Genomic DNA, 15,620 nt, shown 5'->3' on the forward strand with positions numbered 1-15,620 from the left:
TTTTTTAATCTATCTGATATGTATTACCTTGGATAGGTGTCCGAGTGGTTTAAGGATCTAGTCTTGAAAACTAGCGTGCGGGCAACCGTACCGTGGGTTCGAATCCCACCCTATCCGCCACTGTGGTACAAGTCATCGTTTTTTTAAAAATATCGAAAGGGAAACGTAGAGAGGTCTCAAGTTTTTTGCTCCTGACGTTTAAGGTTCTGAAATACGAAATTTATCATTTTGCGTTTTTGAGGGCTTTCAGAACCCTTAAAAGTTTCATAGGCTTCAGATGCTAGAGTTATCAGCGTTGTAGCGGTATAATTTTTGTTTTTTTAGGTCTTTCTATAGGACTCTCAGTAGCATCAATCAAGACTACTTCATAATTCATATCACTCTTCATTAGAGCTTTACGACATGGAAGAGCAAAGTTTGGGTGTTTAACTAGGGTGTCTTCTACCCATTTAACAGCTTTATATGCTGAACTTTCACTAATCCCATAGTTCTGACCTATATGGAAATAAGTACGGTATTCTCTAAGATATTCTAAGGTCATCAGCAACTGTTCCTCCAAATTGAGCTTATTTTTACGCCCTCCTTTTGATTTCTTAAGACCATCAGCTTGCCTCAAAATATCCACCATCTTTGAGAATGTTCTCTTCCTTACTCCTGTTAATCGACGAAATTTTTCATCCTCTAACTCTTTAATATGTTCGAATTTCATTATTACTTCAAATCAGATATTTATAACACCATTCTACACCATTGCCTAATTTCGAAAGAAGTCTATTTTTTGTTTTTTATAGTGTACTAGTGTTTTGTTTTATTTGCTCTCTTCGTTTTTCTTATTTATTTGATGAATTTATAATTGACAAAGATAAAATATCTTATATCAATAGTTTTATAAATTATAAACAAAAGAACATTAAATACGAAGATATTAAAGAAATCACTTTAAAGCAAAATTTTATTCAAAGGTGGTTTGAACTTGGAATAATTTCAATGACTACTAATGCCAGTATAGAGGGTGCAGGGATTGATTTTTTCAACTTAAAATCCCCATGAAGTTTACGAGTTGATTCAAGCAAGAATAGCTGAGCATAAGAAATCATAATTAAAATAACCATATGCAATAATAGGAAAAACAAATGAACCAAATAATAACGAATGACCATAATTCTTTGATAGAGGATATAAAACTTCTGATCACTCAAGCCAAGAACCGAGTAGCAAGAGTAGCAAACTCTGAGATGACTATGGTATATTGGCACGTAGGTAAGAGAATTAAGGAAGAAATCTTAAAAGATCAAAGAGCATAGTATGGAAAGCAAGTTGTCCAATTTTTAGCACAACATTTATCTCTAGAGTATGGTAAAAGTTTTTCTCGTATATCACTTGTAAGAATGATCCAATTTTATGATCATTTTTCGAATATAGAGATTAGTTCGACACTGTCGAACCAATTGAGCTGGAGTCATATAATAGAGTTATTGCCATTGAAAGAACAAAACCAAAGAGAATTTTACGCATATATGTGTATACAAGGTAATTGGAGTGTACGGCAACTTCGCACTAGCATCCATAAGATGACTTATGAAAGAAGCGAATTATCCAAGAAATCTGAAAAACATAGTGGACAAATCTTGTCGTTATTAAAATCAAATAATGAGTTAGTTCCAGAGTTAGTGTTAAAAGACCCATACATATTAGAATTTTTAAATTTGCCGGATGCACCTTATGAAAGTGATCTAGAAAGTGCTATTTTGCAGCAAATTGAACAATTTATTTTAGAGCTTGGTACAGGATTCTCATTTGTTGCACGTCAAAGGCGAATGACCATAGATAATGAGCATTTTTACTTAGATTTACTTATGTATAACCGGAAACTCAAAAGGTTAGTAGCGATTGAACTCAAAACTGGCAAATTTAAGGCAGAATATAAAGGGCAAATGGAGCTTTATATAAATTGGCTTAAGAAGTATGAGACCTTTGAAGGAGAAAACCCGCCAATTGGCATTATTCTCTGCACTGAAAAATCACATGCTCAAATTGAGCTTTTGGATGTATCAGCAAGTGGCATACATGTAGCAGAATATTGGACTGAATTGCCACCTATTAAGGTCTTTGAGAAAAAAATTCAGGAAATAGTCCTACAAGCAAAAAATCGATATGACCAAAAAGCAGTAGAAATAAAAAAGCATTAGTAAATTATGAATGTTATTAATCAAGAGGAAGCGGATATCAACTTTATGCCCATAAACTCCGCATGTTTGAACCTAACTATTCTACTTAGTTGGTTATCAGCTGTTATATTCTTGGCTGCTACTTCTGCTGGTAATTTATTCGTGCTACCGGTACTCTGCTCCTCACGTACATCATCGTCCGCTGCGGGTTGAGATTCCGTGGCTTCTTTAAATTCTTCAGCATAAGCGAGTTTGTCAAAGATATCTAATATATAATCACTCAATACCCAAAATCTTATGAGTTTGTAAGGAAAGGCGATGACCATACTTAATGGTCAAATCAATAGCTAACCGTTCATTTTCTTTATTTAGCAACAGATTATTTTGATCCATAGGCTGAATAAATACTGGTATATTATACTTGCTTTGTCCTACTTCTGGTATGTTAGAGTATTTGGGTATATTTTTAGCCACCAAAAATTTTAGGGCATTAATATGAGATAGTAAGTCATCTCTCAATAGTGCATAACCATTTTTCCCAGCTTTTGGTGAGCAAACTATATGGACTTTATCTGGAAGATCACGATATAATGTGCCATTAGTTTCAATTTGCACTATATAATCCAAATCTAATAATTTGTAGCACAATAATTCTATAGGTTGACGAAAAGGCTCACCACCAGTTATAACCACTAATTTGATATTAGATATCTTGCATAATTCTACTTTTGCTGGTAATTTGTGCGTGCTACCGGGACTCTGCCCCTCACGTAGATCTAAATACGCTGGGGATTGAGATTCCATGACTCCTGCAAATTCCCTAGCAGAAGCGAATTCTGCAAGAGGTCTATTAATTGCCAGTTTTTCAACTTCTTCGATAATATTGTTAATAGTTAATATATTAAAATCTTCAAAGTCGGTATCGCAGAAATTACAAGCAAGATTGCATCCGCCAAGCCTAATAAAAATAGCAGGCATACCTACAAAAGGCCCTTCTCCCTGAATAGTCTTAAAAATACTTTTGATTTCTAGATTAGTTCCATCATTAAATATTGCTGGTCTTTTAGGATTTTGTCCAAACATAATATACTCAGGTAGAACTTCAAGAATTAAGGTCGTTGTGTCTAAAGATTTCAGCTGCCTAGTTACTCATGTACGCCTAGCTGCTCGACTTTGCTACTGCATAGCTCTTCTTGAAATTGACCTCTTCGTCTATCAACTCTTGAAATCATAGCAGTATAAAAGCCAATTATTAGATTCATTGAGGAAGCAATATACTGACAAACTCAGTTTTTGATAAGTCAACTACAGGCTTTACAAGAACCTTTTCTGCATTTGCTTTTTTTACGTAACCTACCGTTATGCCGTAAGGGTAAATATTACCATAACCAGATGTTATAACTTTTTCACCTTTTTGGACAAGATGAGTTTTTGGTAAATAGAGTATTTTGCTACCATTACCATAACCACTCATGATACCTTTCTCTTTTGAAGATACGGTAGTGATCGGAATTCGAGAGTTTACGTCATTAACTAAAATTATTTTAGAGTAATTGTTGCTTACTTGTATTACTCGCCCAACTAATCCTTCACTGTTGGTAACTATCTGATCAACTTCCACACCATGTCTTACTCCAGCTGACACTAAAGCAGTTTTACTGAAGGGGTTTAATGAAACACTTAGTAATTTAGCACTGACATAGTTATATTGTTCTTCTTCTACAACTGATAGTAGTTTTTTTAGTTCTTTATTCTCAGATTGGATCAAATATATATTACTCTGTAACTTTCTTAGTCTTGCCACTTCTAATTGTAGTTCGATATTTTCTCTTGCTAAGTCTCGTAAATAAATAAAATTTTGGGTTATTAAATTAATTTGCTTAAATATGTTTTCATGAATTAGCAATCCACCAAAAATAACATGTCCAACGACTTCAAGAGAAATGGAAGAAAATCTTTTTGGAGCAGCAAGAAATAAGTAAAGTGAGGCGATAACAAAAAATAAAACGAAAACACGTCTCAAAGTAACAAGTATAAATCTAGCAAACTCTACCATTTTACTAGAACGCTTTATTCTGTTTGCAAGTAATGCCATTGGTTAATCTTGTTTAAATAACACATGCTTAAATTTTTGAAAATCTTCTAGTACTTTTCCCGTACCAAGAGCTACGCATGATAGTGCTTGATCAGCAATAATTACCGGCAGTTTAGTTGCTTCTTTTAGGACATGATCTAAGTTTCGGAGTAATGCCCCACCACCAGTCATAACAATTCCTGTATCTACAATATCGGATGAAAGCTCTGGAGGAGTGCATTCCAACGCCACTTTTACTGCTTCTACAATTTGACTAATTGGTTCAATTAGACTGTCAGCAATTTGTCTTTCGTTTAGTAGCATTTCTTTAGGGATACCATGGATTAAATCTCGTCCTTTAATTTCCATTACTCTTGGTTCTAAACTATCATCTACGTAAGCAGCTCCAATCTGCTTTTTGATTTTTTCTGCTGTAGCTTCGCCGATTAGTAAATTATAATGCCTTCTAATATAAGAAATAATAGACTCATCCATTTTATCGCCACCTACCCGTACTGATCTAGCATACACAATACCACCTAATGATAGGACGGCTACTTCTGTTGTCCCTCCACCTACATCAACAATCATTGAACCAGTTGCTTCTGTTACTGGTAAGCCGGCACCAATTGCTGCTGCCATAGGTTCTTCTATAAGGTATACATCTCTACCTCCTGCACTCTCTGCTGCTTCTTGAATAGCCCTACGCTCAACTGGTGTAGAACCTGAGGGTACACAAATTATAATCATTGGACCAGTAAATGATCTACGATTATGTACTGTTCTGATGAAATATTTTATCATTTCTTCAGCTCCCTTAAAGTCGGCTATAACACCATCTTTTAGTGGTCTTTTTGCTTCAATGTCTGTTGGGGTACGTCCTAACATATTTTTTGCTTCCTGACCAAATGCGTATGGCTTAAATGCTCCGTCCACTTTAATCAATGCAACTACAGAAGGTTCGTTAAGTACGATTCCTTTGCCTTTGACATACACTAAAGTATTAGCCGTACCAAGATCTATGGCCATATCACATACAAATTTCCTGAAAAAGTTTGTTAGCATTTTTATTTCTCCAAAATCAAATCATTTTAACGCATCAGGTTTCTTGAGAATGCATAATAACAAAATTACTGAAAAATAATATACATATATTTGGCAATAAAATAGCTAAGAAAGGGGGGGTTGCATTATATGCGAGTATTTTAAACAAAATCTCTAATAGGAAATAAATAATAAAACCTAGAAATAAGCCAATTACTAAGATTTTTTCTTGAGAATTATCACGTTGCTTGAGACTAAAAAAGCAGGCTGCTAAAATCACTGTGGTAGCCATAATTATAGGCTTAAATAATTGTTTATAGAAATAAATTTGATAGTTAGTTATTGGTAAACCAAATTCTACTAAATGTTTAATTGTATCTGGTAAATCCCAAATAGCAATCATCTCAGGATTTATAAAACTATTTAGTAAGTTACTTATTGATAAATTTGTTGGAACGGTAAAATGCTCATATTGTTTGACATTATAGTTATCCGAAATTTTTACAGAAGTTAGTTTTAAATTATTATCAACTAAAATAGCATATTCCCCATCAATTCTTTTTAAGAAATTATTTTTGTCATCTAAAAATAATATAATAATCTTATTTAACTTATTGTTCACTACATCAATAGACCCAGCCTGAATAATTCTTTTATTGCCTTGATAATTCTCAAAAAATAGTAAACCAGATTTTGATATTATCAAATTATTAGATGTCTTTTTACTCAATTTTGCTTCTAAAGATTCATATTTTTGTAAACCAAATGTACCAATAGGGTTGCATATAGTTATTAGTATTATACCAAAAATCACCGTTGCAAAAACTGGAACAGCAATAACCCTCCAAATATGGATACCATTGCATAAAATAGTTATTAGTTCGTTATGTTTAGTTAGTCTTTTTAGAAAAAATAACATCGCAATGAAGCTAAGAAGAGAAGCTACTTCATTAACTAAATAAGGTATTTTATATAATACAAGTTTCCAAAAAAAATGTGTTGGGATATATACAGCTTTAAATTTTTGCAAAAGGTCAAAGATATTTGAAAGAATTAAAACCCCGATAAGCAGAAGCAATATACCGATGAAATAGCTACAATATAGCCTGAGTAGGTAAATTGAAAGAGTTTTAAAATTAATCATTTTAAAATAAAAATTGGTGACCGTAGTGGATGATTTTACAACCAAAAGTGAAATAAAAACTATTATAAAACACTATTACTAATATAATAACTATATCAGTAATAATACTCGATAATCAAGTTTTTTTCTAAGTCATTGTCAATAACATGTTATTGACATTTGCTTCTAATTAATCTAGAGATATAATAAAATATAGTCTAATATTTATGGCTCGATATTATTATTAACTTGTTATGAATCATCTAAACCAAATATTAAAATCTGCACAAAGCAGAATAGAATCAACTCAAGCTCTATCAGAGTTGCAACAAATTAGGGTGGAGTTTCTTGGGAAACAAAGCTTACTTAACCAAGAAATGAGAAAGCTTGGTAGTCTTGAGCAAAATGATCGTAAAAAGTTAGGCGAGGCAGTTAATCTGCTTAAAGAACAGATTAGTAATTTGCTAGAAGCAAAACAAGCAGCCTTGGAGGAAATTGAATTAAATAAACGATTTGCTGAAGAAAAGACAGATTTAACAATTCCAGCTCGGCAGTATAAGAAGGGGAGCATACACCCCATTACCCAAGCTACTGAAGAATTAATTCAAGTATTTACAAAATTTGGGCTAACCATTAAGGATGGTCCAACTATTGAGAACGATTGGTATAATTTCACTGCCCTAAATTTTTATGAAGATCACCCAGCAAGGCAGATGCACGATACTTTCTATCTAAAGGCAAAAGAGGCAGAACACCCCCTATTGTTACGTACTCATACTTCACCCATACAAATCAGGACGATGCAAAATGGTAAACCACCTTTTAGATTTATTGCTCCTGGTAGAACTTATAGGTCTGATTCCGATATGACACATACACCAATGTTCCATCAGATTGAAGGTCTAGTACTCGATGAAAATATTAATATGGGACATTTAAAATACCTTATCACGGATTTTATTAAAGATTTTTTTGAACAAACAAATATTGAAGTGCGTTTTAGACCAAGTTTCTTCCCGTTTACTGAGCCATCTGCCGAAGTCGATATTAAGATGCAGGGTAGCGATAAATGGCTAGAGGTGCTTGGTTGTGGTATGGTTCATCCAAACGTTCTTAAAAATGTTAATATAGATAGTGATCATTATCAAGGTTTTGCTTTTGGGCTAGGTGTTGAGCGTTTTGCTATGCTAAAATACGGAATCAAGGATCTCAGGCAGTTTTTTGAAGGAGATATAAGATGGTTAAAACACTATAATTTCTCTGCTTTCGATATACCAACTATAGCTGGGGGGTTAACAAGATGAAATTTACTCTATCATGGTTAAAAAAATTCTTAGATACTGAGAGTACTGTTGCAGATATTGCTGACTGTTTGACCATGCTTGGTCTAGAAGTGGAAGAAATAATAGATAGAAGGACGGAGCTAAAAGATTTTGAAGTAGCTCACATATTATCTACTAAACCCCATCCATCGGCGGATAAACTTAAGATATGTCAAGTCCAAACTAATGAGGAAATTTTACAAATAGTTTGTGGAGCAAGTAATGCTAGGGAGAATATTAAAGTAGTACTGGCAAAAATTGGTTGTGAAATCCCTAATGGTAAATTTAAAATTAAAGAATCAGTAATTCGCGGAGAAAAAAGTTGCGGAATGTTATGTTCTGAAGAAGAACTATTAGTGGGCACTAATTCTGATGGTATAATAGAACTGATGCCCGATGCTAAGATAGGAGAGTCACTTATACAATATTATGGGTATGGTGATCCAATCTTTGATATTAACGTTACCCCAAATCGTGGTGATGCTCTTGGCGTCTATGGTATAGCTAGAGACCTAGCTAGCAAGGGTATTGGTACGCTTAAAGAATTAGAAGTGCCATCAATTGCTGGAGAATTTGAATCTACATTAACCTTGCAGGTAGAGAATAAAGAAGCATGCCCATTATTCTGCTTTCGAGAAATAAGAAATTTACAAAACAAGACAAGCCCTGATTGGTTAAAGCAATTATTGCAAAATATTGGGCTAAAACCGGTTTCAGCCCTAGTGGACGTCACTAACTATATATCGTATAGTTTCGGGCAACCAATGCATGCCTATGATAGAAGTAAATTATCAGATAAGCTGCAAATTACACTACTTAAAGAAAAAACTAAATTTCTAGCTTTAAATGGCAAAGAATATGATTTAGATGAAGAATCTTTGGTAATTCAAGATGATAGGCAAGTACTTACTCTTGCTGGTATTATAGGTGGAGATAACAGTAGTTGTGAACTTGGAACGCAAAATATCCTGCTAGAAGCGGCGTATTTCTCTCCTAAATATATTACTAAAACCGGCAGGCGTCTGCAGGTTGATACTGATTCGCGTTATCGTTTTGAACGTAATATTGATCAAAAATTTACCTTAAAAGCCTTAAATATTGCAAGTAAAATGATTTTAGCTATTTGTGGAGGTGAAATTTCTGATATAGTGTATAATGAAGGGTTTGCTTTTGTACAAAAAGCTTTGGACTTCCCTATAAATTGCCTAGCTAAAATAACCGGTCTAAACTTAAGCAAAACAGAGATTTGTAACATTTTAAAAAATCTTGGCTTTATTATAGTAGATATAGGCGATACTCTCAAACTTACCATACCATCTTGGCGGCATGACATCACAATTAAAGAAGATATTGTTGAAGAAATTGTTCGTATTTACGGCTATGACAAATTAGACCCGATTAAATTACCAGAAATGCAGCTAACAAGGATTATACCTAAAGAGCAACGAAGAATTTCTGATATTAAAAGAATTTTAGCCACTTGCGGGTATGATGAGGTAGTAACAAATTCATTCATGGATAGTGAAATAGCAAAATTATTTGCTCCAATAAAAGAGGAGTTATTTTTGCTAAATCCTATTAATGTTGATAATAATTATATGCGACCTAGCATCATGCCTAAATTACTTAAATTAGTTCAAAAGAATTTAACAAGATCCATTAAAGAAATTGCTTTGATGGAATTGGGACCAATCTTTAACTCTTGTACATCAGATGGAGAATTAATTTTTGCTTCTGCAGTAAGATGCGGACTATATAATGAAAAAGATTGTCATTCTGCAGCTCGCTTAGTAGATGTTTTTGATATTAAATCTGACTTAGAAAATGTTTTAAATTATGCAGGTCTACCGATTGATAAGTGTCAGTTTGCTCCTATTGATTTACCTTATTACCATCCGACAAAATCAAGCCTTATAAAACTTGGTAAAAATGTTATAGCCTATTTTGGGCAAATTCATCCCTCTATATTAAAACATTTTGATATTGACTGTCAGATATTTGCCTTTGAAATAGATATTGCCAATATACCATTTGCTAAAGCAAAATTTGCTAAAAGAGACGAGTTTATTGTTTCTGACTTCCAGCCAACCTTTAGAGACTATGCTTTTGTAGTTGATCTAGAGCAGCCGGTTAGCAAGATAATTGCTTATATCAAGAATTCTAATAAAAAAATGATAAAATCTGTTGATCTATTTGATGTGTACTCGGGAGATAAACTGCCTTCCGGTAAAAAATCGGTGGCAATTAAGGTGCAATTTCAAGCAGATGATCGGACGTTAAATGAAGCAGACCTAAATTTATTAAGTCAAGAAATTGTTACAATTGTTCATGAGAAATTTCAAGGTAAGTTAAGAGAATAAACTCCTACTTTCAGACTAAATATATATCCAAAAAATGCTAAAGTAACCTAAGCATCGATATGAGATATGGATTTAACATTCTCGATGTTCCATGAAGGCACAACTGTTGGAAGTTAAAAAAATCGTCTAAACGCCGTTAAGCACTGTGGCAATCTTCATGATAGTCAAGACCTCCTTCAACAAGATTGCCCCACGTCGCCGCTTGCATCGACTCCTCGCAATGACGGTTTAAGCCTTACAACAGCACTTCGCTAATAGACGATTTTTTAACTTCCAACAGTTGTGATACTCACTCCACCGCTCCTGCTACCCAATCCTCCTGAATTACGCGAATTTGGGATAAGAATTGACAAATTCTTATCCCGAATTGGGGTAAATTGACTATATCTTAGTTTTTTGCTTCTGCACTAAAATTTCTACTTTGTTTCTTTGTCATTCGTTTATCCTAAGTATAATTTTTTATTCTATCTTATTACGAAACAAAACTACATGCTTTTTTGTCTAAATTTTTTAGCCCATTATACAAGAAGAGAAAGCAAATTCTGACGATAAGCTTATCAGGAAGAATCAATTCGTAAGCACTCTTATTAAACAAAAAGGGCTTTCTTTTTTAAAAGAAAACCCTTTTGTTTGAAGTAATAGATAAGTAAACTTAAAAGATTAGTTTAGAAGTTTACACGAACTTTTAAAGTACCTTGGTGACCAACATATTTACTAGCTAAATATGCATCGTAACCAGCTCCATACTCCATATTACCAGCTTTAGCAGTAACGCCTAAACCAAGGTTAAATAATGTTTTTGCCTCTTTGTCAGATCTAGTAGCAAACGAACTAGTCATACCATCTAATTTAGCACTAACTTTCCCTAAATTACCAAATAACTTTTGAGAAACAAAAGCATGGGCTTCAGGCATCACTGTAATACCACTAGTATCTACAGAAACTGCAAATCTAGTACCAAGCACAGCTTCAACTTTATTGTTAGTCTTCTTAGCAACGACCTTATTTACGTTGTCTGTACCAGTTTCTTTATAACCTTCATCGCTAGATCCTGTATAACGAATTCCAGCCATCGGTATTAATGACATTGTGTCAGACATTTTAGCATTGTAACCAAATAATACTTGACCACCGTAAGACAGAGAATCATAACTAGCTTTAGCAATTTGCTGACCACTAGCATTACGAGAAGTAGGCACTTTTCTAGGATCGCTATTCTTAATTTTATTTGAACCAAGAGAAACCAAACCTTGTACAAAGAAATTTTTATCAAGTTGTTGTGATCCATAAATAGAGAGCATCACAGTATTAATGTTTGTTTTCTCTCCAATTTTATAATCTTTGTATTTCATATCAGTTCTAACAATACTAACAGCAGCACCGATCATTAGATTTTCGTTTGCTAAAGCATCGAAACCAAGGATTCCACCAGCAGATTTCGTTTTATAGCCAACAACACTACCTTCACCCTTCTGAACAGCTTGATTATAGTATGGCATAACCCATGCACCCATTGATTCACCAGCTACATCATCAGAACCACTACCTATAGGTTTTTGTTGTTCATCAACTTGAGCAAGTCTTGCTCCCACTAAACTAGCAATCCCAGCATTAGTATGTTCGACAGCATCAGTCACTAATGAATTCTCAGCGTTTACAATTCTTTTTAGTGCTTCACCACGTACTTTTGGGTCTTGTGATAACGTACCAATATCAGTCATAGCAGCTAATGCCTCACGACCAAGCAAAGCAGCATTTTCCTGATCTTTATCATCACCACCAGCAAGTTTCATATCAGCTGGAGCTATAGTTGCAGCATCATTTGAACGCAACAAGTAAACATCTTTATCATCTTTAGTAGAAACAGTCCACTTTACATATGCTTGATTTGTTGATTTTGCTACTGTTAGAGGACCAAATCGTGCATCATTACCTAGAATTAGATATTTACCATTGCTAATCAACTTGTACTCTTGATCCGCCCCTAATTGAGCTTCATCCTTCACGACTATAAGATTAACTGGTACACTAGCAGCCACCTCTATAGGAGTATTAACTTCTATAGAACCAAGTTTTCCATCTGCAGTTAAGGTAGTTGAAATAGAAGTCTTAGGACCCCATGTAGAATTTACGTCATTTTTGTTATCTTGGAAGATTAACTTACCAGAGTTCAAATTAATATTGGCATTAACATGTGAAGTACCACTAATTATGTTGTTATCAGCAATTACGATCCTTTCAGTACCGAAGTTAACTACTTCTGCATACATAGCAGCATTCTTCAAGCCTACTTTTTTATTGCCATTAAATGTTATAGCCTTAAAACGAGCATTCTCTGTACCAAGCTTAGTACCAATACCAGCATTATCTGTGAAGTTAATCTTATTATCTGCTCCCTTACTGGTTACAGCAGCTGTCAACTTAACACCATCTTTAAACTCAGCTACAGAACCACCTTTATCACTACCAACTTGTAGTCCACCAGCTACTGTTCCACCAGCTGTGTACTTCAATATGTCATTAATAATAGCATTACTGACATAAGTATCACCAAAGTTTTCGGTATTTACTTCAAAAGTTACAGCTTTTAAGTTGAGTCCGCTAGAACCTAAACCATAAACCTTATCAGAACCATCCTTAAAGTTAACAGCACCTTGATTATCAGTTGTAGTTGTTACACTAGTAAAGAAGTCTGTAGTAGTAACATTTAAGGTATTATCTCCAGCAAATTGTAGATTAACCAAATGCTCCTTATCACCAATATGGTTAGGTTTACGAATAGTGTGATCAATAGCTGATAATATAACTGTAGGTCTAGCACCTTTAGAATTCGCACTATCAAGAGTACTATCAACATTTATATCTTTAAGTTCCATATTTGAAGCTAAAGTTAAGCTTGCAGCAGTTGCAAACTTAATATTGCTAAATTTTAGACCGTTATCACCTACTAATTCAACATTACCACCATGCAATTCTAAGGTAGATATACCGTTAATAGCACCAGCATTAGCAGCTGCTGTAGTAGTGAATTTTACACCAGTACCAACACCAGCATCATTAACAAATTTCAGTGTTCCCTTACCAGCAACATTACCAACAACTGCTTTAGTAGTATAATCACCATCTACAACTAATGTAGATCCGTCATCTGCTAATTCTATATTTTCGCTGAAAAAGCCTTGACCCGATGTAGTTGCCTTAACACCAGCATTTACTTTGAGACCTTTAAATTTCCTGGTTGATGTTCCTATGTCGCCTTTTAGAGCAGCATCCCCAGCAAAAACTAGATCACTTCCACCAGAAGCAGTTATACTATTAGCAGTAATATCATTACCTTTATGAAGAGTAAGAGTCTTATCGTTTGCTGTAAACTTGATTTCCTTTACTCTCTCGTCCTTAGAGGTTGTTGTATTATATAAGGTAACATTCTCACTAACTTCAAATGTAGCTTCCCCTGCATTTGTCAAAGCTCCAAAGGCATATTTAGCAGCATCAACATCCATCTTAACTGTTGAAACTCCACCACCAAAATCAATTCCAGCAATATTAACCCATTCATTGCCAGGTACCAAGTTAAAGGCAGGTTTTTGTCCGTTCAGTAATAATTTCTTTAAAGCCTTAGAATCATTACCAGCAGGATCCGTACCAATAATGCCAGTAATATTTAAAGTACTCTCCTTTTTCATTTCAGTTGCATCAATAGTACCACCACTATTATTAGCACTCATTTTAGATGTAATGGTTACATCACCTGCGTTATTAGTTAATTTCAATGTTCCACTATCAGCATTATCAAAGATACTAGCAGCATTAATCGTAGCACCACCAACTTTTACTGTGCTATCCTTAGGGATGATAATATTACCAATTGTTGGAACACCAGCAGCACCAATGTCACCAGTAATTTCAGCATCACCATCAAACGTTAAATTTGAAGCAGCATTAACATGAACCTTAGCAGCAGTGTGATTAATATTACCGATCAGTTTATAATCCTTAGCAAATTTAAAATGTGTATTAGCCACAGTTCCTCGTAGTTCAGTGACAGTATGCTGTCCTGACAATTCTAGAAGACCAGGTTGTGTATTTTCAATTGCAACTAATTTGTTTATTACATCAGCTTTTAATACACCATTACCTGTAAAAATTATCGTTCCAACTTGAGCTGCACTATTGTTTACGTCAGCATGAAAGTTTCCTTCAAGTTTTTTACCAGCTGCCACAGTAATTGTACTATCAGGTATATTATGGAAATCTGTTGTACCAAGATTACTATGTTCGTTTAGAGTTACAGCTGACTTTGCTGTTATCATGTTTGTCTTACCCTGAACTCCTACATCAACTTCACCTTGTAAATTGATAATCCCACCGCGTAATTCAAGCTCTTTAGTATATACTTTTCCTGCAATTGTTGCAGCACGAACATCAGTAGCAGTAACTATGAATTTTTTAGCTCTATTCTCCTTATTTATACCAACTACGGCCTTACCTGCAACTGTATGACTAAGAGTTCCAGCTTCCCCAGTAGTATTGAAATGAATTATACCATCTCCATCTTTATTATTACCACCAAGATATCCATTCATAACTCTAAAACTATGAGCAGCACCATTAGAAGTAAGCAACAATGTACCATCACCATTAGCACCAAAGTTGATTCTACTATTTGCTCCTTGTTGTAAGTCCAACGTACCAGCAACACCACCAGCAGTTACAGTAGAGTTGAATTCAACAGTGCTACCATCAAAAATGTTAATTGTCTGGGCTGTGGCAACTTCCGAGTGAAGAAATTTTGTATTAGCACCAGCATTGTTAATATTCAATGTTGCATTTGCACCGTTATGAACTTTAAAATTCGTAAATACGATGTCAGTATGAGCAGTAGGACTAATATTCAAGGTAGCACCAGCAACTGCAAAATCGACCTTACCTAAAGCAGTATAAGTGTTAGCAGCAGCAACAAAACCATGCTGATTAGCAGTGGCAGCTGCACCGTTTAAGGTAAGAGTACTACCAGGAGCAACAAAAGTAAAATTTACCGCCCTAGCATTAGCACCAGTATCAACGATAGAACCAACAGTGAGATCTGCATTGATCGTTACAAGAGTACCAGTCTTGTCATTAACATTAATTGCTTGAATACTCCGAGCAGCATCAACATTAACTATATGATTATTAGCCCCAAACGTAATTGCCATACCATCAGTTGGTCCAGCAGCAAGATCAACACGAGCAGTAGTATCATTATTTATCTGATGCCATTTATCAGCAGCAGCAGCAGCACTAACAGGGGCATTATTAGGGAGAGCAGCATCGTTAGTAATCCTACCCATTGGTGCAACAACAGCACCAGCAAATGCAGTATTACTTCCACCGACTATAACTGAAGCAATAGAAGCAGTCGCTAGCAAGTTTTTCAAAAAACTGCTTTTTTTACTTTTATTATTCATAATTTTTTCCTATTTAAGTTAATTCATTTTCTAAATACAGTTTTTTAGAGCAATTAGTTTCAAAAGTTATTTCTGCTCG

At 34.6% G+C, this 15,620-nt stretch carries 10 protein-coding genes, 1 tRNA gene and 2 pseudogenes; 6 read left to right on the forward strand and 7 right to left on the reverse strand.

Annotated features, from left to right (window positions below):
- Window positions 1-30: 30 nt before the first annotated feature.
- Window positions 31-120, forward strand: a tRNA-Ser gene (locus ACFEL2_RS07485).
- Between the two features lie 196 nt (window positions 121-316).
- Here ACFEL2_RS07485 and ACFEL2_RS07490 read toward each other — a convergent pair.
- Window positions 317-709, reverse strand: a pseudogene (locus tag ACFEL2_RS07490) (transposase family protein); the annotation flags it as partial.
- 89 nt (window positions 710-798) lie between these two features.
- On the opposite strand from ACFEL2_RS07490, the gene ACFEL2_RS07495 reads away from it, so the two are divergent.
- The 3 genes and pseudogenes from ACFEL2_RS07495 to ACFEL2_RS07505 all read left to right on the forward strand — a co-directional run bounded on the left by ACFEL2_RS07495 (window position 799) and on the right by ACFEL2_RS07505 (window position 2,189).
- A complete protein-coding gene (locus ACFEL2_RS07495; RefSeq protein ID WP_375331921.1) occupies window positions 799-1,050 on the forward strand; it encodes a PH domain-containing protein in 252 nt (83 codons plus the stop codon).
- 83 nt (window positions 1,051-1,133) lie between these two features.
- Window positions 1,134-1,574, forward strand: a pseudogene (locus ACFEL2_RS07500) (DUF1016 N-terminal domain-containing protein); the annotation flags it as partial.
- Window positions 1,572-2,189 carry a PDDEXK nuclease domain-containing protein gene (locus tag ACFEL2_RS07505; RefSeq protein ID WP_375332402.1) on the forward strand — a complete coding sequence of 206 codons (618 nt, stop codon included), beginning with the start codon at window positions 1,572-1,574 and terminating at the stop codon, window positions 2,187-2,189. The pseudogene ACFEL2_RS07500 and the gene ACFEL2_RS07505, both read left to right, overlap by 3 nt.
- A 20-nt stretch (window positions 2,190-2,209) precedes the next feature.
- On the opposite strand, the gene ACFEL2_RS07510 is transcribed toward ACFEL2_RS07505, so the two are convergent.
- The 5 genes from ACFEL2_RS07510 to ACFEL2_RS07530 form a co-directional block, all read right to left on the reverse strand.
- Window positions 2,210-2,452, reverse strand: coding sequence for a palindromic element RPE1 domain-containing protein (locus ACFEL2_RS07510; RefSeq protein WP_341751645.1), 243 nt, complete (start codon window positions 2,450-2,452; stop codon window positions 2,210-2,212).
- The gene (locus tag ACFEL2_RS07515; RefSeq protein ID WP_375331922.1) at window positions 2,445-3,251 is read right to left on the reverse strand and encodes a radical SAM protein; all 807 of its coding nucleotides are present in this window, start codon (window positions 3,249-3,251) and stop codon (window positions 2,445-2,447) included. The genes ACFEL2_RS07510 and ACFEL2_RS07515 overlap by 8 nt, the downstream gene beginning before the upstream one ends.
- Before the next feature lie 175 nt (window positions 3,252-3,426).
- Window positions 3,427-4,263: a rod shape-determining protein MreC gene (mreC, locus tag ACFEL2_RS07520; RefSeq protein WP_341751643.1), complete on the reverse strand. Its 837-nt coding sequence runs from the start codon at window positions 4,261-4,263 to the stop codon at window positions 3,427-3,429.
- A 3-nt stretch (window positions 4,264-4,266) separates the two neighbouring features.
- Entirely contained in the window at window positions 4,267-5,307 is a 1,041-nt protein-coding gene (locus ACFEL2_RS07525; protein WP_341751642.1) for a rod shape-determining protein, read from the reverse strand.
- 34 nt (window positions 5,308-5,341) lie between these two features.
- The gene (locus tag ACFEL2_RS07530) at window positions 5,342-6,430 is read right to left on the reverse strand and encodes an LptF/LptG family permease (RefSeq protein ID WP_341747837.1); all 1,089 of its coding nucleotides are present in this window, start codon (window positions 6,428-6,430) and stop codon (window positions 5,342-5,344) included.
- A 233-nt stretch (window positions 6,431-6,663) separates the two neighbouring features.
- Here ACFEL2_RS07530 and pheS point away from each other — a divergent pair, with 233 nt between their 5' ends.
- Together pheS and pheT are read left to right on the forward strand one after the other, a co-directional pair.
- The gene (gene pheS / locus ACFEL2_RS07535; protein WP_375331923.1) at window positions 6,664-7,713 is read left to right on the forward strand and encodes a phenylalanine--tRNA ligase subunit alpha; all 1,050 of its coding nucleotides are present in this window, start codon (window positions 6,664-6,666) and stop codon (window positions 7,711-7,713) included.
- The gene (pheT, locus tag ACFEL2_RS07540; RefSeq protein WP_375331924.1) at window positions 7,710-10,091 is read left to right on the forward strand and encodes a phenylalanine--tRNA ligase subunit beta; all 2,382 of its coding nucleotides are present in this window, start codon (window positions 7,710-7,712) and stop codon (window positions 10,089-10,091) included. The genes pheS and pheT overlap by 4 nt, the downstream gene beginning before the upstream one ends.
- Window positions 10,092-10,756: 665 nt before the next feature.
- Here the strand turns inward: pheT and ACFEL2_RS07545 are convergent.
- A complete protein-coding gene (locus tag ACFEL2_RS07545; RefSeq protein ID WP_375331925.1) occupies window positions 10,757-15,541 on the reverse strand; it encodes an autotransporter domain-containing protein in 4,785 nt (1,594 codons plus the stop codon).
- Between the last annotated feature and the right edge of the window lie 79 nt (window positions 15,542-15,620).

This window comes from Candidatus Tisiphia endosymbiont of Temnostethus pusillus, assembly GCF_964264675.1.
Classification (GTDB): domain Bacteria; phylum Pseudomonadota; class Alphaproteobacteria; order Rickettsiales; family Rickettsiaceae; genus Tisiphia.